At 59.1% G+C, this 19,871-nt stretch carries 20 protein-coding genes; 13 read left to right on the top strand and 7 right to left on the bottom strand.

What is annotated here, in order from left to right:
- Window positions 1–24: 24 nt before the first annotated feature.
- From hypE to hypA, 5 genes are read right to left on the bottom strand one after another with little or no spacing between them, the layout of a single operon-like run.
- A complete protein-coding gene (gene hypE, locus ACN9MQ_RS17810; protein WP_032678856.1) occupies window positions 25–1,035 on the bottom strand; it encodes a hydrogenase expression/formation protein HypE in 1,011 nt (336 codons plus the stop codon).
- Complete coding sequence (hypD, locus tag ACN9MQ_RS17805; RefSeq protein ID WP_272755719.1) at window positions 1,032–2,153, bottom strand: hydrogenase formation protein HypD; 1,122 nt, start codon at window positions 2,151–2,153, stop codon at window positions 1,032–1,034. Before hypD ends, hypE begins: the two co-directional genes overlap by 4 nt.
- Before the next feature lie 3 nt (window positions 2,154–2,156).
- Entirely contained in the window at window positions 2,157–2,429 is a 273-nt protein-coding gene (locus ACN9MQ_RS17800) for a HypC/HybG/HupF family hydrogenase formation chaperone (protein WP_014171373.1), read from the bottom strand.
- Window positions 2,420–3,283 (bottom strand): hydrogenase nickel incorporation protein HypB, encoded by an 864-nt coding sequence (hypB, locus tag ACN9MQ_RS17795; RefSeq protein WP_014171371.1) that lies wholly within the window; start codon window positions 3,281–3,283, stop codon window positions 2,420–2,422. The genes ACN9MQ_RS17800 and hypB overlap by 10 nt, the downstream gene beginning before the upstream one ends.
- A 3-nt stretch (window positions 3,284–3,286) precedes the next feature.
- Window positions 3,287–3,637 (bottom strand): hydrogenase maturation nickel metallochaperone HypA, encoded by a 351-nt coding sequence (hypA, locus tag ACN9MQ_RS17790; protein WP_014171370.1) that lies wholly within the window; start codon window positions 3,635–3,637, stop codon window positions 3,287–3,289.
- Window positions 3,638–3,847: 210 nt separating this feature from the next.
- On the opposite strand from hypA, the gene hycA reads away from it, so the two are divergent.
- The 9 genes from hycA (at window position 3,848) to hycI (ending at window position 11,711) form a co-directional block, all read left to right on the top strand.
- Window positions 3,848–4,312 (top strand): formate hydrogenlyase regulator HycA, encoded by a 465-nt coding sequence (hycA, locus tag ACN9MQ_RS17785; protein WP_020883831.1) that lies wholly within the window; start codon window positions 3,848–3,850, stop codon window positions 4,310–4,312.
- Window positions 4,313–4,382: 70 nt separating this feature from the next.
- Window positions 4,383–4,991 carry a 4Fe-4S dicluster domain-containing protein gene (locus tag ACN9MQ_RS17780; RefSeq protein WP_014171368.1) on the top strand — a complete coding sequence of 203 codons (609 nt, stop codon included), beginning with the start codon at window positions 4,383–4,385 and terminating at the stop codon, window positions 4,989–4,991.
- Window positions 4,988–6,802 (top strand): formate hydrogenlyase subunit 3, encoded by a 1,815-nt coding sequence (gene hycC / locus ACN9MQ_RS17775; protein ID WP_151711776.1) that lies wholly within the window; start codon window positions 4,988–4,990, stop codon window positions 6,800–6,802. Before ACN9MQ_RS17780 ends, hycC begins: the two co-directional genes overlap by 4 nt.
- Before the next feature lies 1 nt (window position 6,803).
- On the top strand, window positions 6,804–7,727 hold the full coding sequence (locus tag ACN9MQ_RS17770) for a respiratory chain complex I subunit 1 family protein (RefSeq protein ID WP_014171366.1): 924 nt from the start codon (window positions 6,804–6,806) through the stop codon (window positions 7,725–7,727).
- Window positions 7,728–7,742: 15 nt separating this feature from the next.
- Window positions 7,743–9,452, top strand: a complete 1,710-nt coding sequence (gene hycE / locus ACN9MQ_RS17765) for a formate hydrogenlyase subunit HycE (RefSeq protein ID WP_020883834.1) — start codon at window positions 7,743–7,745, stop codon at window positions 9,450–9,452.
- A gap of 94 nt (window positions 9,453–9,546) precedes the next feature.
- Complete coding sequence (locus tag ACN9MQ_RS17760) at window positions 9,547–10,089, top strand: formate hydrogenlyase complex iron-sulfur subunit (RefSeq protein WP_014171363.1); 543 nt, start codon at window positions 9,547–9,549, stop codon at window positions 10,087–10,089.
- Complete coding sequence (locus tag ACN9MQ_RS17755) at window positions 10,089–10,856, top strand: NADH-quinone oxidoreductase subunit B family protein (RefSeq protein WP_014171362.1); 768 nt, start codon at window positions 10,089–10,091, stop codon at window positions 10,854–10,856. The genes ACN9MQ_RS17760 and ACN9MQ_RS17755 overlap by 1 nt, the downstream gene beginning before the upstream one ends.
- Window positions 10,853–11,263: a formate hydrogenlyase maturation HycH family protein gene (locus tag ACN9MQ_RS17750; protein WP_047956020.1), complete on the top strand. Its 411-nt coding sequence runs from the start codon at window positions 10,853–10,855 to the stop codon at window positions 11,261–11,263. The genes ACN9MQ_RS17755 and ACN9MQ_RS17750 overlap by 4 nt, the downstream gene beginning before the upstream one ends.
- On the top strand, window positions 11,256–11,711 hold the full coding sequence (gene hycI / locus ACN9MQ_RS17745) for a hydrogenase maturation peptidase HycI (protein WP_426021180.1): 456 nt from the start codon (window positions 11,256–11,258) through the stop codon (window positions 11,709–11,711). The genes ACN9MQ_RS17750 and hycI overlap by 8 nt, the downstream gene beginning before the upstream one ends.
- A gap of 81 nt (window positions 11,712–11,792) precedes the next feature.
- On the opposite strand, the gene ACN9MQ_RS17740 is transcribed toward hycI, so the two are convergent.
- Window positions 11,793–13,217 carry a 6-phospho-beta-glucosidase gene (locus ACN9MQ_RS17740; RefSeq protein ID WP_073396499.1) on the bottom strand — a complete coding sequence of 475 codons (1,425 nt, stop codon included), beginning with the start codon at window positions 13,215–13,217 and terminating at the stop codon, window positions 11,793–11,795.
- Window positions 13,218–13,235: 18 nt separating this feature from the next.
- Window positions 13,236–14,687 carry a PTS cellobiose/arbutin/salicin transporter subunit IIBC gene (gene ascF, locus ACN9MQ_RS17735; RefSeq protein WP_073396500.1) on the bottom strand — a complete coding sequence of 484 codons (1,452 nt, stop codon included), beginning with the start codon at window positions 14,685–14,687 and terminating at the stop codon, window positions 13,236–13,238.
- Window positions 14,688–14,901: 214 nt separating this feature from the next.
- Between ascF and ACN9MQ_RS17730 the strand changes: the two genes are divergently transcribed.
- The 4 genes from ACN9MQ_RS17730 (at window position 14,902) to ACN9MQ_RS17715 (ending at window position 19,848) form a co-directional block, all read left to right on the top strand.
- Entirely contained in the window at window positions 14,902–15,915 is a 1,014-nt protein-coding gene (locus ACN9MQ_RS17730) for a LacI family DNA-binding transcriptional regulator (RefSeq protein ID WP_049022820.1), read from the top strand.
- Window positions 15,916–16,049: 134 nt separating this feature from the next.
- Window positions 16,050–16,595: an electron transport protein HydN gene (hydN, locus tag ACN9MQ_RS17725; protein ID WP_023308960.1), complete on the top strand. Its 546-nt coding sequence runs from the start codon at window positions 16,050–16,052 to the stop codon at window positions 16,593–16,595.
- Between the two features lie 6 nt (window positions 16,596–16,601).
- Entirely contained in the window at window positions 16,602–18,824 is a 2,223-nt protein-coding gene (gene hypF / locus ACN9MQ_RS17720; RefSeq protein WP_426021181.1) for a carbamoyltransferase HypF, read from the top strand.
- Window position 18,825: 1 nt separating this feature from the next.
- Window positions 18,826–19,848, top strand: coding sequence for a HoxN/HupN/NixA family nickel/cobalt transporter (locus tag ACN9MQ_RS17715; protein WP_063213980.1), 1,023 nt, complete (start codon window positions 18,826–18,828; stop codon window positions 19,846–19,848).
- Window positions 19,849–19,871: the final 23 nt, after the last annotated feature.

Below are 19,871 nucleotides of genomic sequence, written 5' to 3'. Positions count from 1 at the left end.
GTGCTGACCGCTTTTGGCGCGGTTCTAGCAAATGCGGGGTAAAGGTTCCGCGTGCGGCAGATCCAGCGTCCGCTTGACGCCATACAACCCGGTCAGGCGTACCCCTTTGCGCTCAACCACTTCACCAACCAGCGCGGCCTCTTTCCCGAAAGGATGTGCCCGCAGCTGTTCAAGTACGGATTCGGCCGCCGCGCGCTCCACGCCAATGACCAGCTTGCCTTCATTTGCAAAGTTTAGCGGGTCGAGCCCGAGGAGTTCGCACAAGCCGCGAACGGCAGGCTTAACGGGCAGCGCGCGTTCAGTGAGTTCAATACCCAGACCGCAGCGTGCCGCGAACTCATGTACCACGGCGTTAACCCCGCCGCGGGTCGCATCGCGCAGGGCTTTCACGCCTGGAAGGGAACGCAGGGTCTGGATAAGCGGGGTCAGTACCGCGCAATCACTGCGTAATTCTCCGTCCAGCCCCAGGCCTTCACGCAGGTTCAGGATCGTCGCCCCGTGGCAGCCCAGCGATCCGCTGACGATCAGCACGTCGCCGACGGCAAGCTGCTGCGCGCCCCAGTGAATGTCGGCAGGGATCGCCCCCATGCCGGCGGTATTGATGAACAGTTTGTCGGCTGCGCCACGCTGGACCACTTTGGTGTCGCCGGTGACGATGGCGATACCCGCCTCGCGTGCCGTGTGCGCCATGCTGCTGACAACCGCAGAGAGCGTCTCCATCGGCAGCCCCTCTTCAAGGATAAAGCCGCAGGAGAGAAAGCGCGGAACAGCACCGCTGACGGCCACGTCGTTTGCCGTACCGCAGACCGCGAGCTTGCCGATATCGCCGCCCGGGAAGAACAGCGGGTCAATCACGTAGCTGTCGGTGGAAAAGGCCAGCCTGTCGCCCTGCGCGGTCAGGGTGGAGAGGTCAATGCGGGCCTGATCCTCCTGCTCCGCCAGCCAGGGGTTATCAAACGCGTCCATAAACAGACGGTTAATCAGCTGCTGCATCGCCAGGCCGCCGCTGCCGTGTGCCATTTCAACCGTATTCATGCTTCAGACTCCTGATTGCGATACTGATACCACGCGGCACACGCCCCTTCGGAAGAGACCATCAGCGCGCCAAAAGCCGTTTGCGGGTTACAGGTGTTGCCAAATAACGGGCAGTGATGGGGTTTGCATTTGCCGGTGAGCACTTCGCCACAGCGGGCCCGCGGGTCGTCACACACCTGTTGCGGCTGCGGGCGGAAGTGGGCTTCGGCGTCGAACGACCGGTAGGCTGGCGTCAGGCGCACGCCGGACTCAGCAATCAGCCCCAGACCACGCCATTCGCTGTCGCCCTCGACGCTAAATACCTCGGCTATCGCCTGCTGGGCCACCACATTTCCACTGTCGGGGACGACACGGCGGTACTGATTTTCTACTGCACTCTGGGCTGCTATTTTCTGCTCAACCAGCATGGTCACGCCTTGCAGTAGATCAAGAGGTTCGAAACCAGCCACCACTAAAGGCCGTTCGAACTGTTCAGCGATAAAGCCGTAGGCCGCCGTCCCGATAACCATGCTGACATGGCCCGGCGCCAGAAAAGCGTCAATTCCGTTGTCCGGCTCTTCAAGCAGGCTGCGTAACGTCGGGATGAGCGTAATGTGCTGGCAAAAAAAGAAAAAGTTATCAATGTCGCGGGCTTTGGCCTGCTGCAGCGTGATGGCCGTGGCGGGCATAGTGGTTTCAAAACCAAGCCCGAAAAAGACGACCTTGCGACCGGGGTTATGGGTGGCCAGCGTCAGGGCGTCCATCGGCGAGTACACGATCCTGATATCCGCGCCCCGGGCTTTTGCCTGCAGCAGCGAGCCGTTTTTGCCCGGCACGCGCATCGCATCGCCAAAGGTACAGAAAATCACGTCAGGCTGGTGGGCTATCTCAAGGCAGGCGTCGATGCGTCCCATCGGCAGGACGCACACCGGGCAGCCGGGGCCATGGATAAACTCGATGTTTTCCGGCAGAAGCTGGTCGAGGCCAAATTTAAAGATGGCATGCGTATGCCCGCCGCAGACTTCCATAATACGCAGCGGCTTTTCGGCGGTATAGCTCAGCCGTGCCGCCCGTGTTTTCAGATGTTCAATCAGCTGCATCACCTGCTCAGGCGCGCGATATTCATCAACGTAGCGCATGGTTTACCGCTCCTCGCCGTACAGCAATGCCCCGACGTCCGGCTCCACGTCGAACATATTCTGAAGGGCATCGAGCGTGTCGCGGGCCTCCGCTTCGTTGATGATGCTCATGGCAAACCCCACGTGCACCAGCACCCACTGACCGAGGCGTGAGGCGCCGGTTTCGTCGGTGCTGCCGACAAGCGTCAGGTCGACGTCGCGCAATATGCCACACACCTCAACGCGGGCCTGATTCCCGTCAATGGCGTGAATTTGTCCGGGGACGCCTATGCACATCGTTCGCTCTCCAGCCAGTTCAGCCAGGCGTCCATCCCGTCGCCGCGGGTGGCGGACACCAGCATGATGTCAATCTCCGGGTTCACTTCACGGGCATAGGCCATGCATTTATCCACGTCGAAATTCAGGTACGGCAGCAGGTCAACTTTGTTCAGCAACATCAGCGAAGCGGCGGCAAACATATGCGGATATTTAAGCGGCTTGTCTTCACCTTCGGTCACCGAGAGCACCGCGACCTTATGCCGCTCACCGAGATCGAAGCTGGCCGGACAGACCAGGTTGCCCACGTTCTCAATAAACAGGATGCCGTTGTCCGCAAGCGGCAAGCGCGGCGTGGCGTCGGCAATCATTTGTGCATCCAGATGGCAGCCTTTACCCGTATTAACCTGAATGGCGGGCGTGCCGGTTTCGCGAATACGCGCGGCGTCGTTCACCGTCTGCTGATCGCCTTCGATCACCGCGCAGGAGATGCGTCCGTTCAGGCGGTGGAGCGTTTGTGTCAGCAGCGTGGTTTTGCCGGAGCCGGGGCTGGAGACCAGGTTCAGGACCAGCTGTTTACGCGTGGCAAAGCGGGCGCGGTTGCGTGCTGCAATCTGGTTGTTTTTATCCAGAACGTTGATTTCCACCTCCAGCATCTGACGCTGGCTGAGCCCCGGCGCGTGGGTACCGGCGATGCCATGCCCGTAATGCAGGTCGCCCGCAGCGGAGTGTCGGGGGGCGAAGGTGATACCGGTTAATGCCGCTGCAGGACGAGGGGCAGGTGAAAAGGGTGCGGAGCGAAACGCGGCGTGAGGACGGTGTTCATCCCCTTCTATATACAGGTTGCCTTCAGCGCAACCGCAGGTACTACACATATTTTACTCCTTCTCGATTTCGAGACGTTGGATCTGCATGCCGTCATCCGCCACGATGCGAAGCTCGCTGCTCTGGCACTGCGGACAGCGCTGAACCTTCGATGAAAGCAGAGTGACGTATTGCTGACACTGCGCGCACCAGCACTCCGCCTGCTGTTCTTCAATATGCAGTTCACAGCCTTCCGCCAGCGTGCCGCGGCACACCAGCTCAAAGCAGAAGGTCAGGGCGCTGGTTTCAACGCAGGAAAAGGCCCCGACCTGTAGCCAGACACCGGTGACGCGTTTTGCATTGTTTGCCCGCGCCTGCTGTTCAATTAACTCGACGGCCCGCTGGCAGAGGGTGATTTCGTGCATGACGCCTCCTCAATGAATTGCCCCGATAATGCAATAACGGTGCCAGCTTGATTTTTGTTAAGGCGTGACGATGTCAATGCTGTCGAAATGACACGTCGACACGGCGCGATTGACACGCTTATTTTGATTAAAATACTTAAAAATCAATGCATTAAAAACTGGCATGGAATCTGCTTAACAGCCGCTATCTCCATTAACCGGATACCTTTTATGACTATTTGGGAAATTAGCGAAAAAGCGGATTACATTGCGCAGCGCCATCAGCAGTTACAGGAGCAGTGGCACCTTTACTGCAACTCTCTGGTTCAGGGCATCACCCTGTCAAAAGCCCGTCTTCACCACGCCATGAGCTGTGCAGCGCAGGGGGATATGCGCTTTGTGCTCTTCGGCCATTTCACGATAAACGTCACCCTGGCAGACACCTTCAACAGCCACACCATCGAGTACTACGTCGAAACAAAAGAAGGTGAAAAACAGTGTATTGCGAAGGCGCAGCTGATGGCCGACGGGATGGTCGATGGTCACGTCAGTAACCGCGATCGCCAGCAGGTGCTGGAGCACTATCTGGAAAAAATCGCGCCGGTTTATAACGGCCTGTACGCCGCTGTTGAACACGATCTCCCGGTCAACCTGAAACAGCTGATGGATGGAAATACCTCAGCGAACGTGGCCTGACCATTGCGTGTCGAGAAGTGTCGACAAGACAGTTTTTCGTCAAAAATGACTATCACCAGAGGATGACCCGGTGAACCGTTTTGTAATTGCTGACTCGACGGTCTGTATTGGCTGTCGAACCTGTGAGGCGGCCTGTTCGGAAACGCACCGTCAGCACGGGCTACAGTCCATGCCGCGCTTGCGCGTCATGCGTAATGAAAAAGAGTCTGCGCCGCAGCTCTGCCACCACTGTGAAGATGCCCCCTGCGCGGGAGTCTGTCCTGTTAATGCCATCACCCGTGTCGAGGGGGCGGTGCAGCTGAATGAAAGTCTGTGCGTGAGCTGCAAACTGTGCGGCATTGCCTGCCCGTTCGGCGCGATTGAATTTTCCGGCAGCCGTCCGCTGCATATCCCGGCGAATGCCAACTCCCCGAAAGCGCCGCCAGCGCCACCTGCGCCGGCGAAGGTGAGCACGCTGCTTGACTGGGTTCCCGGCGTGCGTGCCGTTGCCGTCAAATGCGACCTGTGCAGCTTTGATGAACAAGGGCCAGCCTGTGTGCGCACCTGCCCGACGAAGGCGCTGATTCTGGTCAATATTCGCGACATCGTTCGCACCAGTAAACGTAAGCGTGAGCTGACCATTAACAGTGATTTCGGCGATCTTTCTCTGCTTCAGGCGCTGAACGAGGGGGCGAAATGAACGCGGTGATGATGATTATCAGCGCGGTGGCCTATTTTGCCGCCGCCGCTGTGTTGGCCTTGATCTTCTCTTTCCATAAAACCCTGAGCGGCTGGATAGCCGGTATCGGCGGGGCGGTTGGCAGCGTGATGACGCTGGTGGCCGGTGGCCTCGTGTTAACAGGCGGACAATCTGTCGAAGCGGTGATGCCGCTGATACGGCACACCGTTGAAATTACGCCGCTGAATGCCATCTGGCTGGTGACCTTTGGTCTGTGCGGCGTGTTTATCAGCCTGTTTAATATTGACTGGCACCGTCATCAGCACACTCAGCCCAACGGTCTGCTGGTCAATCTGCTGATGGCCGCGGCGGTCTGTACCGTGACTGCCAGCAACCTCGGCGCGCTGGTGGTGATGGCCGAGATCATGGCGCTGTGCGGCGTATTCCTTACGGGCTGTAGCACCTCCGGCAAACTGTGGTTTGCGCTGGGGCGTCTTGGCACGTTGCTGCTGGCACTGGCCTGCTGGCTGGTGTGGCAGCGCTTCGGCACGCTGGACTTCTCCGCCCTTAACGGTCAGTCGCTGGGGAATGATGTCTGGCTCCTTGGCGTGATCGGCTTTGGTCTGCTGGCCGGGATTATCCCGCTGCACGGCTGGGTGCCACAGGCACATGCACATGCCTCCGCGCCTGCCGCAGCGCTCTTCTCGACGGTTGTCATGAAGGTTGGTCTGTTCGGCATTCTGACGATAACGCTCACTGGTGGGCAGCCACCGCTGTGGTGGGGCGTTGTACTGCTGGTCGCCGGGATGATCACCGCCTTCGTCGGAGGCCTGTACGCCCTGATGGAGCACAATATCCAGCGTCTGCTGGCATACCACACCCTTGAGAACATCGGCATCATCCTGCTGGGTATTGGCGCAGGCGTTACCGGGCTGGCGCTCAATCAACCGGCGCTGATTGCGGCCGGCTTTATCGGCGGCCTGTATCACCTGATCAACCACAGCCTGTTTAAAAGCACCCTGTTCCTCGGGGCCGGTAGCGTCTGGTTCCGCACCGGTCATCGCGATATCGAAAAACTCGGCGGCATCGGCAAAAAAATGCCCGTTATCTCTCTGTGCATGCTGGTGGGGCTGATGGCAATGGCTGCGCTGCCGCCGCTGAACGGCTTTGCCGGCGAGTGGGTTATCTATCAGTCCTTCTTCGCACTCGGTCAGAGCGAGGTGTTTATCGCCCGGTTGCTCGGCCCGCTGCTGGCGGTTGGGCTGGCGATAACCGGTGCGCTGGCGGTGATGTGTATGGCTAAAGTTTACGGCGTGACCTTCCTGGGGGCACCGCGCACGCGTGAGGCCGAAAACGCCTGCTGTGCACCGGCATTGATGGGGGCGAGCGTTGTCGCGCTGGCGCTGTGCTGCATCGCGGGCGGGGTGGCCGCCCCGTGGCTTCTGCCGCTGCTGGGTAACGCCATTCCTCTGCCGCTCACCACGGCGCATACCGCGGTGTCCCAGCCGATGATTGCGCTGCTGCTGATTGCCGCGCCGCTGCTGCCGTTCGTGCTGATGCTGTTCTTCAGACGCGATCGCCTCTCCTCCCGCGCACGCGGTACCGCCTGGGCTTGCGGTTACGCACACGAGCAATCCATGGTGATCACAGCGCACGGCTTTGCCATGCCGGTCAAAGAGAACTTTGCCGCGGTGCTGAAACTGCGGGACTGGCTTAACCCGGTGGGGTGGGTGCCGGGCTGGCAGAGCGCTGCCGTGCCCGTGCTGTTCCGCCGACTGGCGTTGATCGAACTGGCGGTACTGGTTGTGATTGTGATTTCACGAGGAGCCTGACATGAGTCTGTTACTGGCAATACTTCAGGCGCTGGTGCTATTTGCCATGGCGCCGTTGCTCTCCGGGGTGAGCCGCGTGGCGCGTGCCCGGATGCATAACCGTCGCGGGCCTGGTGTACTCCAGGAGTACCGTGATTTGTTCAAGCTGATGGGACGTCAGAGCGTTTCCCCGGACGCGGCAGGATGGGTCTTTCGCCTGACACCGTTTGTGCTGGCTGGCGTCATGCTCACCATCGCCACGGCGTTACCGGTCGTCACCGTCGGGTCGCCACTGCCGGTGCTGGGCGATCTCATTACGCTTATCTACCTCTTCGCCATCGCGCGTTTCTTCTTCGCGATTGCCGGCCTCGATACCGGCAGCCCGTTTACCGGGATTGGTGCCAGCCGCGAGGCCATGCTCGGCGTGCTGGTTGAGCCGATCCTGCTGCTCGGCCTGTGGGTCGCTGCGCAGGTCGCGGGGTCAACCCATATCAGCTTTATCACTCATACCGTGTATCACTGGCCCGTGGACCGTTCCCTTCCGTTGCTTTTGGCGCTCTGCGCCTGCGCTTTCGCGACGTTTATCGAGATGGGCAAACTGCCGTTCGACCTCGCGGAAGCGGAGCAGGAGCTGCAGGAAGGTCCGTTGACCGAGTACAGCGGTTACGGCTTTGCGGTGCTGAAATGGGGCATCAGCCTCAAACAGCTGGTGGTGCTGCAGATGTTTGTCGGTGTCTTCTTCCCGTGGGGGCAGATGACGCACTTTTCCGCGGCCGGTCTGGTGCTGGCGGTGGTCGTTGCCGCGCTCAAGCTACTTGTCGGCGTGCTGGTGATTGCCCTGTTTGAGAACAGCATGGCGCGTCTGCGTTTTGTGGCGACGTCGCGCATCACCTGGGCCGGTTTTGGTTTTGCATTTTTAGCGTTCGTCTCCTTGCTGGTGGCGTGATTAAAGAGAGTTTTTATGTCTGAAGAAAAGAAAGGTCAGCAGTATCTCGCCGCGTTGCACCAGGCCTTCCCGGGCGTGGTGCTGGAGGAGTCCTGGCAAACCAAAGACCAGATAACGGTGACCGTGAAAGTGAACTACCTGCCGGAAGTGGTGGAGTTTCTCTACTACCAGCAGGGCGGCTGGCTGTCGGTGTTGTTCGGCAACGACGAGCGTCAGCTGTGCGGAAACTATGCGGTTTACTACGTGATGTCGATGGAGCAGGGCGAGAAGTGCTGGCTCACCGTGCGTGTCGAAGTGGATCCTAACAAACCGGAATACCCGTCTGTCACCCCGCGCGTGCCCGCCGCCGTCTGGGGCGAGCGCGAAGTGCGCGATATGTATGGTCTGGTCCCGGTTGGGCTTCCGGATGAGCGCCGTCTGGTGCTGCCGGACGACTGGCCAGACGAACTCTATCCCCTGCGCAAAGACAGCATGGATTACCGTCAGCGTCCGGCCCCGACCACCGACAGCGAGACTTACGCGTTCATCAATGAGCTCGGCAGCAAAAAGAACAATGTGGTGCCGATAGGCCCGCTGCACGTCACGTCTGACGAGCCGGGCCACTTCCGCCTGTTTGTCGACGGCGAGAATATTATTGATGCCGACTACCGCCTGTTCTACGTCCATCGCGGGATGGAAAAGCTGGCGGAAACCCGGATGGGATATAACGAAGTGACGTTCCTCTCTGACCGCGTGTGCGGCATCTGCGGGTTTGCCCACAGTACCGCCTACACCACCTCGGTGGAGAACGGCATGGGGATTGTGGTGCCGGAACGCGCGCAGATGATCCGCGCCATCCTGCTGGAGGTGGAGCGTCTGCACTCGCACCTGCTGAACCTCGGTCTGGCCTGTCACTTTGTCGGTTTTGACTCCGGCTTTATGCAGTTTTTCCGCGTACGTGAAGCCTCCATGAAGATGGCGGAGATCCTGACCGGGGCGCGTAAAACATACGGTCTGAACCTGATCGGCGGGATTCGTCGCGATCTGCTGAAAGATGACATGATCCAGACCCGCCAGCTGGCGCAGCAGATGCGTCGCGACGTTCAGGAGCTGGTGGATATGCTGCTCAGCACGCCGAACATTGAGCAGCGTACCGTCGGTATTGGCCGGCTGGATCCGCAAATCGCCCGCGATTTCAGTAACGTTGGCCCCATGGTTCGTGCCAGCGGCCACGCCCGCGATACCCGCGCCGATCATCCGTTCGTCGGCTACGGCCTGCTGCCTATGACCGTGCACAGCGAGCAGGGTTGCGACGTTATTTCGCGTCTGAAGGTGCGTATCAACGAGGTCTTCACCGCGCTGAACATGATCGACTTCGGTCTGGATAATCTGCCGGGCGGTCCGCTGATGGTCGAGGGCTTCACCTACATTCCAAACCGCTTTGCGCTGGGGTTTGCCGAAGCCCCGCGTGGAGACGATATCCACTGGAGCATGACCGGTGACAACCAGAAGCTCTACCGCTGGCGCTGCCGTGCGGCAACCTACGCCAACTGGCCAACCCTGCGCTACATGCTGCGCGGCAATACGGTATCCGATGCGCCGCTGATCATTGGCAGCCTCGATCCGTGCTATTCCTGCACCGACCGCATGACGGTGGTGGATGTGCGCAAGAAGAAAAGCCAGGTGGTGCCATACAAAGAGCTGGAGCGCTACAGCATCGAGCGTAAGAACTCACCGCTGAAATAGGGGATTTTGTGCAGGCTGATGCCCTCACCCTGACCCTCTTTTTGATGAGAGATCCGGGGTGCGGAGCACAGGCAGCACATAAGCAGGAGTCAACATGTTTACCTTCATCAAAAAAGTGATCAAAACCGGGACGGTGACCAGTCGCTATCCGCTGGAGCCGATGCCGGTCGATAAAAACTTTCGCGGCAAGCCGGAGCACAACCCGCAACAGTGCATCGGTTGTGCTGCCTGCGTTAACGCCTGCCCGTCAAATGCCCTGACGGTGGAAACCGATCTGAAAACGGGCGAGCTGGCCTGGCAGTTCAACCTCGGGCGCTGCATTTTCTGCGGCCGCTGCGAGGAAGTTTGCCCGACGGTGGCGATCCGTCTTTCGCAGGAGTACGAGCTGGCGGTCTGGAAGAAAGAGGATTTTCTGCAGCAGTCGCGTTTCGCGCTGTGTAACTGCCGTGTCTGCAAACGCCCGTTTGCCGTACAAAAAGAGATCGACTACGCCATCGCGCTGTTGCAGCACAACGGTGATGCCCGCGCGGAGCATCATCGCGAAAGCTTTGAAACCTGCCCGGACTGCAAACGGCAGAAATGCCTGCTGCCGTCGGACCGCATCGATATTACCCGTCATATGAGAGAGGCCAGCTGATGGAAAACCTGATCGGCCCACGCGACGCTAACGGCATTCCGGTGCCGATGACGGTGGAGGAATCCATCGCCAGCATGAAGGCCTCGCTGCTGAAAAACATTAAACGTTCGGCCTATGTGTACCGCGTGGACTGCGGCGGCTGCAACGGCTGTGAGATTGAGATCTTTGCCACGCTGTCGCCCCTGTTCGACGCCGAACGCTTCGGTATTAAAGTGGTGCCTTCGCCGCGTCATGCGGACATTTTGCTGTTTACCGGTGCCGTTACCCGCGCCATGAGATCGCCAGCATTGCGTGCCTGGCAGTCCGCACCGGATCCAAAAATCTGTATCTCTTACGGTGCCTGCGGCAACAGCGGCGGTATCTTCCATGACCTGTACTGCGTCTGGGGCGGCACCGATAAAATTGTTCCGGTGGATGTCTACATTCCCGGTTGTCCGCCAACGCCTGCGGCCACGCTGTACGGTTTTGCCATGGCGCTCGGGCTGCTGGAGCAGAAAATACATGCCCGTGAACCGGGTGAACGCGACAACCAGGCTGCCGCAATTCTGCACCCGGATATGGTGCAGCCGCTGCGCGTGAAGGTCGATCGCACGGCGCGCCGGCTCGCGGGGTATCGCTATGGTCGCCAGATTGCCGACGATTATCTGCGTCTGCTGAGTCAGGGCGATCATCAGGTCACGCGCTGGCTGGAGGCGGAAAACGATCCTCGTCTTAATGAGATCGTCGCGAACCTGAATCAGGTGGTGGAAGAGGCGCGTATCCGATGAGTGAAACGGTGGTGTTCAGTCAGCTGAGCCGTAAGTTTATTGATGAGAACGATGCCACGCCGGATGCGGCGCAGCAGGTGGTCTATTACAGCCTGGCCATTGGGCATCACCTCGGGGTGATAGATTGTCTCGAAACGGCATTAAGCTGCCCGTGGCCTGACTATCTGGCGTGGATCGCCACGCTGGCGGAGGGCAGTACGGCGCGCCGCAAAATGGAAGGCGTGCCGAAGTACGGTGAGATCGTTATCGACGCCAACCACATTGCGATGCTCGCCAGTGCTTTCGACGCTGCGCTGAGCGTGCAAACCCCACAGCAGCAGGCCTGGAGCAAAATTTTGCTCAGCATGCTGCATGATATTCATCAGGAGAGTGCCATCTACCTGATGGTGAGGAGATTACGTGACTGATGTTTTACTGTGTGTCGGCAACAGCATGATGGGCGACGACGGCGCGGGCCCGCTGCTTGCACAAATGTGTGCCGCGCATCCGCAGGGTGAATGGGTGGTTATTGACGGCGGCAGCGCACCGGAAAACGATGTGGTGGCGATCCGTGAGCTGCACCCGGACAGGCTGCTGATTGTGGATGCAACCGATATGGGACTTAATCCGGGGGAAACCCGCCTGATTGATCCGGATGACATCGCCGAGATGTTTATGATGACCACCCACAATATGCCGCTGAACTATCTGGTCGATCAGATTAAAGACGACGTGGGTGAGGTATTGTTTCTGGGCATTCAGCCGGACATCGTTGGGTTTTATTATCCGATGACGCCGCCGGTGAAAAAGGCCGTCGAAGAGGTTTACTCCCGGCTTGCCGGATGGCGTGGGGACGGCGGTTTTTCCCGACTGTGAGCAGTGCCGGGTAGTGGTAGCTTCCACCCGGCCTGGACACTCCCTCGCCCTCGCCCTGTGGGAGAGGGCGAGGGCAATAGGCTACGCCAGATCCGCGCCGTTACTTGCAATGACCTTCTTATACCACCAGAACGATTTCTTACGCGTTCTGTCCAGCGTACCGTTGCCCGCGTCGTCGCGGTCAACATAGACAAACCCGTAGCGTTTGCTCATCTCGCCCGTGGATGCGGCCACCAGATCAATGCAGCCCCAGGTGGTGTAGCCCATCAGCGGCACACCGTCTTCTATAGCATCGCCCATCGCACGAATATGTTCGCGCAGGTAGCTGATACGGTAGTCGTCATTAATCTCACCGTGTTCATCCATAACGTCTTTCGCACCGAGGCCGTTTTCCACCAGGAACAGCGGCTTCTGATAGCGGTCGTACATCATGTTCATGGTGATGCGCAGCCCCAGTGGGTCGATACCCCAGCCCCATTCGCTGACCTGGATGTGCGGGTTGCGCAGGGATTTCACGATATTCGCCGCATTGGTATTACTGGCGTTCATGTCCGCCGACGCGCAGCGCGAGGCGTAATAGCTGAACGAAACAAAATCGACGGTGTTTTTCAGCAGTTCATCGTCGCCAGGGTCTTTGACAATCACCACCCCTTTTTCGCGGAACACGCGGGCAGAATAGGCCGGGTAGCTGCCGCGCGCCTGCACGTCGATAAAGAACAGGTTTTCGCGGTCCTTCTCCAGCGCCATCCACACGTCTTCCGGTTTGCAGGAGTAGGGGTAGAAGTTGCCGCCGGCCAGCATGCAGCCGACCTGGTTTTCCGGGTTGACCTCATGGGCGATTTTGGTCGCCAGCGCGCTTGCCACCAGTTCGTGATGCGCGGCCTGATATTTCACCTGATCTTCGTTCTCACCCTCTTCAAACACCAGCCCCGCGCCGGAGAACGGGCTGTGCAGCATGATGTTGATTTCGTTGAAGGTGAGCCAGTACTTCACCAGACCGTTAAATTCTTCGAAACAGGTACAGGCATAGCGGGCGAAGAAATCGACCATCTTGCGGTTGCGCCAGGATCCATACTCCGTGACCAGATGCATCGGTACGTCGAAATGGCACAGGGTGACCAACGGTTCGATGTTGTATTTTTTGCACTCTTCGAACACTGCGCGGTAGAAGGCAATCCCCTCTTTATTGGGCAGTGGCTCATCGCCGTTCGGATAGAGGCGGCTCCAGGCAATCGAGGTACGAAATACCGTAAAGCCCATCTCCGCCATCAGGGCGATGTCTTCTTTGTAGCGATGGTAAAAATCAATCGCCTCGTGGCTCGGGTAAAACTCGTCGTCACGCAACGTAAAACGTTTTTCCTTACCGACCTTCACCGCCAGACGATCCGCGCCGTGGGGGATCATATCGACCGTCGTCAGTCCTTTGCCGCCTTCACGGTAAGCCCCTTCACTCTGGTTGGCGGCAAGCGCGCCGCCCCATAAAAATCCTTGTGGAAAAACAGACATCTTTACCTCGCTATAAATTTAGACTTGTGCTGCTTTGGCCTGAACCGGAGCGCTCTGCAGGGCGCGTGCTTTCTCAGCGTCGTCTTCGACCGGGATATCTTCAAAACCTAAAATCAGGGTCAGAACAAACGAGAGCACAACCGCCAGCGCCATGATCCCGAATACCCAGACGATGGTCATTGGGTTGGCCGGATCGAAGAACTGTACGCTGGTAAACAGCCCCGGCGCCGCCATTGAATGGCTGGCAAGACCGGCTATGCCAGCCACTGCCCCGCAGATGAAGCCGCTGATAAGGCTCGCAATCAGCGGGCGTTTCAGGCGTACCGCCACACCATAGAGGGCAGGTTCTGAAATGCCTGCCATGATGGCAGAAGCCGCTGCCGCCAGCGCCGTCTGGCGCAGTTCCGGGTTTTTCGTTTTCCATGCCACCGCCAGCGATGAACCGCCGAGCGACAGGTTGGCTCCGATTTCCGACGGCATAACCATTCCCTCTTTGCCCGTCTCGGCAATGGTCTGAATGATCGTCGGCGTAAATACGCGGTGCATCCCGGTCATCACCAGCAGCGGCCAGAGGGCGCCCATAATGGCCACGGAGAGCCAGCCCAGATAGCCGTGAATAGTGTAGACCAGCGCTGAAATCGCGCTCCCGATCCAGATCCCGAGCGGCCCTATCAGCACAATGGCGAGCGGGGCGGCAATCAGAACGATCAGCATCGGTTTAAGGAAGTTTTTCGTGACCGCCGGCGTAATACGATCAACCCAGCGTTCGATGTACGACAGGCACCAGGTCATCACCAGCGCCGGGATGACCGTGTAGGTGTATTTCACTGCCGTCACCGGAATAAAGGCGAATTCAACGTGCTCGCCCTGTGCGGCTTTCGCCATCAGTTCGATAAAGCCCGGGTGTACCAGCACGCCCGCGATGGCAATCGCCAGCGACATGTTGGTTTTGAATTTCACTGCGGCAGAGGCGGCGACCATCAGCGGCAGGAAGAAGAACGCGCCATCGCCAATCAGCGTCAGAAGGGTGAGCGTCGGTGCTCCTTTTTCCAGCGCGCCGGTCATCTCCAGGATCATTGCCAGCAGTTTGACCATTGAACCGCCGATGATCGCCGGGATCAGCGGTGACATGGTGCCGATCAGCGCATCGAGGATCCCGGCACCGATGCGGCGCAGGGTCATTTTCTGCGGGCCTTCCGGTACGGCAGGCTGCAGGTCGGTGGGCAGCAGGCTTACCACTTCGCGGTAGGCCTGAGACACGGTGTTGCCAATGATCACCTGGCACTGGTTGTCGTTGCGGACCACGCCGAGCACGCCGTTAATGCTTTTCAGGCGCGGGGCATCGGTGAGGCTTTCGTCTTTGAGGACGAAACGCAGTCGCGTCATGCAGTGGGTGACGGCGACGATGTTGTCTCTGCCGCCGAGCGCGCTGACAACGTCATTCGCCAGCGCAGCGTAATTTTTGGCCATCGGATGTAATCCTGTTATCGTTGTGAGAAATGTAGGAAACCGGTTCCACATAATCATCAATAGTTTCTTTGAATGAAACAAGATCACATTTTGTACATTTTTTCATTTCGTGATGATGATCACCTAGAGGGGTAAAAAGCGTGATATCGCCGCTGCGACAATTTTTCTGCAGTGCAGTACACTGCGCCCTGGTAGTTTCAAACGGAAGATTACGATGACCACGATGCTTGAAGTCGCGAAGCGGGCAGGCGTTTCGAAAGCGACGGTTTCCAGGGTATTGTCGGGCAATGGCTACGTCAGCCAGGAGACCAAAGACCGGGTGTTTCAGGCGATTGAAGAGAGCGGCTATCGCCCGAATTTGCTGGCACGAAATCTGGCGACCAAACGTACCCAGACGCTGGGTCTGGTGGTCACCAACACCCTTTATCACGGCGTCTATTTTAGCGAACTGCTCTTTCACGCCGCCCGCATGACGGAAGAGAAAGGGCGGCAGCTGATCCTGGCGGACGGTAAGCACAGTGCGGATGAAGAGCGCGAGGCCATTCAGTATTTGCTCGATATGCGCTGTGACGCGGTGATCATTTACCCGCGTTTCCTGAGCGTGGATGAGATGGACGACATCGTTGAGAAATGCGAACAGCCGATTATGGTCCTTAACCGCCGCTTACGGAAAAACAGCAGTCACAGCGTCTGGTCAGATCATAAAGCCTCCTGCCAGGACGCCGTGTCGCAGCTTATTCAGAAAGGGCACCGGGAGATTGCGTTTATCACCGGTTCGCTGGATTCCCCCACGGGCGTTGAGCGTCTCTCGGGCTACAAAGACGCCCTGGCACAACACCAGATCCCGCTGCGCCCGTCGCTGATTGCGCAGGGAAAATGGAACCCGGCCAGCGGTGCGGCAGCGGTGTCTGAGCTGCTTTCGCGCGGTGAAACCTTTTCGGCGCTGGTGGCGAGTAATGACGATATGGCGATTGGGGCCATGAAACAGCTGCATGAGCGCGGGATCGCCACCCCGGATGCCGTGTCGGTGATTGGCTTTGACGATGTGGCCATCGCCCCCTACATCGTCCCCTCGCTCTCCAGCGTGCGCATTCCGGTGACGGAGATGATCAAAGAGACCATTAGCCGCCTGATCTTCCTGCTGGATGGCGGTGAGTTTAAGTACCAGCAAACCTTCTCCGGCGAGCTTATCCTGCGTGACTCGGTCATTGACGGGCCTCACCGCTGATGTCGACAGCTGTCATCGTCAGAAGTGACGATGACAGCCCTGCTTTCATTTTATAAACTTCATAAAATCAACAGGTTAATAATTGGCACGGTTTATGTATATCTCCGCGCAGGACTGTAATGCTGGAGAAGCAGATGAACCGTTTTATTATGGCCGATGCCAGTAAATGCATAGGCTGCCGTACCTGTGAAGTGGCGTGTGTGGTTTCCCATCAGGCGGAGCAGGATTGCGCATCGCTCACCCCTGATACCTTTTTACCGCGGATCCACGTCATTAAAGGCGTGAATATCTCCACGGCCGCTATCTGTCGCCAGTGTGAGGATGCGCCGTGCGCTAACGTCTGCCCAAACGGGGCCATCAAACGTGAGAAAGGATTCGTGCATGTGATGCAGGAGCGCTGCATCGGCTGCAAAACCTGTGTGGTTGCCTGCCCGTACGGTGCGATGGAAGTCGTGGTGCGTCCGGTTGTGCGCAACAGCGGCATGGGGCTGAGCGTGCGCGCGGAAAAAGCGGAAGCCAATAAATGCGACCTCTGCTACCACCGTGATGCCGGCCCGGCCTGTATGGAAGCCTGCCCGACGCACGCCCTGGTCTGCGTGGATCGCGACAAGCTTGAGCAGATGAGCGCGGAAAAACGCCGTCGTGCCGCGTTCGACACGTCATCGTCACTGCTGTTTTAAGTCGCGATGGGCGATAACGGCGTACAGTTGCGGGTGCGCGGCAAGGTGCAGGGGGTAGGGTTTCGTCCCTTCGTCTGGCAGCTGGCGCATCAGCTACAGTTGACGGGTGACGTTTGTAATGACGGAGAGGGCGTGCTGGTGCGTCTCGCGGGTAATGGGGGGGCCTTTACCGCGAGGCTGCATCAGGACTGCCCACCGCTGGCACGTATCGATGCTGTCGACAGCCAGCCGTTCACCTGGGCAACGGTGCCGCAGGCGTTCACCATTCGCCATAGCGCGGGCGGAGCGATGGACACCCAGATTGTGCCGGATGCCGCTACCTGCCCGGCGTGCCTGGCTGAAATGCGCGATCCCCGAGCGCGGCGTTATCGCTATCCATTTATCAACTGTACCCATTGCGGTCCACGTTTTACCATCATTCGCGCCATGCCCTATGACCGCCCGGCCACGTCAATGGCGGCATTTCCCCTCTGTGAGCCGTGTGAAACCGAGTACCGCAATCCCGCTGACCGCCGTTTTCACGCGCAGCCGGTAGCCTGTCCGGATTGTGGACCCGAGCTGGAATGGCGCGCGGGCGAGACCGTTGCCACCCGCGAGTCTGCGCTGAGTGCGGCGGTCCACATGCTCAAAAATGGCGGGATTGTCGCCATCAAAGGGCTGGGCGGTTTTCACCTTGCCTGTGACGCATCCAACGCGCAGGCGGTGGCAACCCTGCGGGCGCGCAAACAGCGCCCGATGAAGCCACTGGCGGTCATGATCCCGCAGGCGGAGGGACTGCCGGAATCAGTGCAAACGCTGCTGCGCTCGCCTGCAGCGCCCATCGTGCTCACGCCAAAAGCATGGTGTCCTCCGCTTCCTGACGCGATCGCGCCAGGGCTGGACACCGTTGGACTGATGCTGCCCGCTAACCCGCTACAGCATGTGCTGATGATGGACTGCCAGCGCCCGCTGGTGATGACCTCCGGCAACCTCAGCGGGCGTCCGCCGGCCATCACCTGCCAGCAGGCACTGGATGAACTGGGCGACATCGCTGACGGATTCCTGCTGCACAACCGCGACATCCTGCAGCGTATGGATGATTCCGTGATGGATCAGGACGGTATGATGCTGCGCCGCGCGCGCGGTTTTGTGCCGGATGCCATCACGCTGCCCGCCGGTTTCAGCGCTGTCCCGGCGATGGTGTGCACCGGTGCTGATATGAAAAATACCTTCTGTCTGGTGCGCGGTAACCAGGCGGTACTGAGTCAGCACTTTGGCGATCTGAGTGACGACGGTGTCGAGGCCCAGTGGCGTTCGGCGCTGTCGATGATGCAGCAGATCTATGCGTTTCAGCCGCAGCGCGTGGTATGCGACGCCCATCCGGGCTATCACGCCCGACAGTGGGCGCAAGCCCAGGCTTTGCCGATCGACACCGTGCTTCACCACCACGCTCACGCGGCGGCATGCATGGCAGAAAACGGCTGGCCGCTTGAGGGCGGAGATGTCATTGCCCTGACGCTGGATGGGATCGGCATGGGTGAAAACGGCGCGCTGTGGGGCGGGGAGTGCCTGCGGGTAAACTATCTCGACTGCGAACGTCTGGGCGGTCTGCCTGCGGTTGCGCTGCCGGGCGGGGACAGGGCTGCCATGCAGCCGTGGCGCAATTTACTCGCCCACTGCCTGGCGTTTGTGCCGGACTGGCAGCAGTACCCGGAAACGCGTGACGTTCAGCGGCAAAACTGGCCGCTGCTGGCTACGGCCATTCAGCGCGGTTTAAACGCGCCGCTGGCCTCATCCTGCGGACGTCTGTTCGACGCGGTGGCCTGCGCGCTCGGCATCACGTCAGAAACCCAGAGCTATGAAGGTGAGGCCGCCTGCCGGCTTGAAGCGCTGGCCGCGCAGTGCCACGACGTTCAACATCCGGTTACGCTTCAGGCCGAAAACCTTACGCGCTTCTGGCAACAGTGGCTGAACTGGCAGGCGGAACCCTGCGAGCGGGCATGGGCGTTTCACGATGCGCTGGCGAAAGGGCTGGCGGAGCTTGTCACCTCCCATGCCCGGCGACTGGGGCTTTCCACCGTATGCTTCAGCGGCGGCGTGTTACATAACCGTCTGCTGCGCGCGCGACTGCGCCATTACCTCTCAGACTTCACGCTGCTTTTTCCTCATCATCTGCCGTCAGGTGACGGCGCTATCTCCTTCGGGCAGGCGGTGGTTGCTGCCGCCCGGTCATGTTCACAAAGGATGTAAAATGTTACGACTCTTACGCAATGAACCCCGCGCGGCGTTTCTGCTGCTGGCTTTGGTAATGGCTAATCTTCTGGCATGGGGCTGGGCATGGCAAACCTTCAGCGGCAGTACGGCGCTGATGGCCGCCAGCCTGCTGGCCTGGTGTTATGGACTCCGTCATGCGGTGGATGCCGACCACATCGCGGCCATTGATACCGTCACGCGTAAGATGATGCAGCAGGGTAAACGCCCTTCCGGCGTGGGGGCGTGGTTCTCTCTGGGACACTCCACCATTGTGGTGCTGGCCTCCATTGCCATTGCGGCCACCGCCACGGCGTTTCAGAAGAATATGGCATGGTTTCATGAAACCGGCAGCCTGATTGGCACCGCCGTTTCTGCAACGTTTCTGCTGGCGATGGCGCTGGTCAATCTGGTGATTTTGCGCGGCGTGTGGCGTAATTTTCAGGCGCTGAAGAACGGTCAGGTCACGCGTGACGACATCACGCTTCCGGCATCAGGCGGAGTCATGAACTGGCTGTTTGGCGCAACGTTCCGCCTGGTGAACAAGAGCTGGCAGATGTACCTGGTCGGTTTCCTGTTTGGTCTGGGGTTTGATACCGCGACGGAAATCGGTGTGCTTGGGATTTCGGCCGCCAGCGCGTCAAACGGGATGTCAGTCTGGTCCATCATGATCTTCCCGGCGCTGTTTGCCAGCGGTATGGCGCTGGTCGATACCCTCGACAATCTGCTGATGGTCGGTGCTTACGGCTGGGCGTTTAATAAGCCGCAGCGCAAGCTTTACTACAACATGACCATCACCGGCACCTCCGTGGTGGTGGCGCTGTTTATCGGCGGGCTGGAAGCTCTGGGTCTGTTGATGGATAAATTTGCCCTCAGCGGAGGCTTCTGGGATCGCATTGGCGCAGTTAATGACAACCTCGGTAACGCCGGGTTCGTGGTGGTCGGGCTGTTCGTTGCCTGCTGGCTGATTTCCATGATCAACTATCGCTGGCGCGGCTACGATGCGCTTGTCGTGCGTTCCTGACGCGGCGTCTGAACATCATTGTC

The sequence above is a fragment of the Enterobacter sp. R-25 genome, assembly GCF_049913205.1.
Classification (GTDB): domain Bacteria; phylum Pseudomonadota; class Gammaproteobacteria; order Enterobacterales; family Enterobacteriaceae; genus Enterobacter; species Enterobacter ludwigii.
Note: the sequence above shows the minus strand (reverse complement) of the source record. Positions and strands in the feature narration are given on the sequence as shown.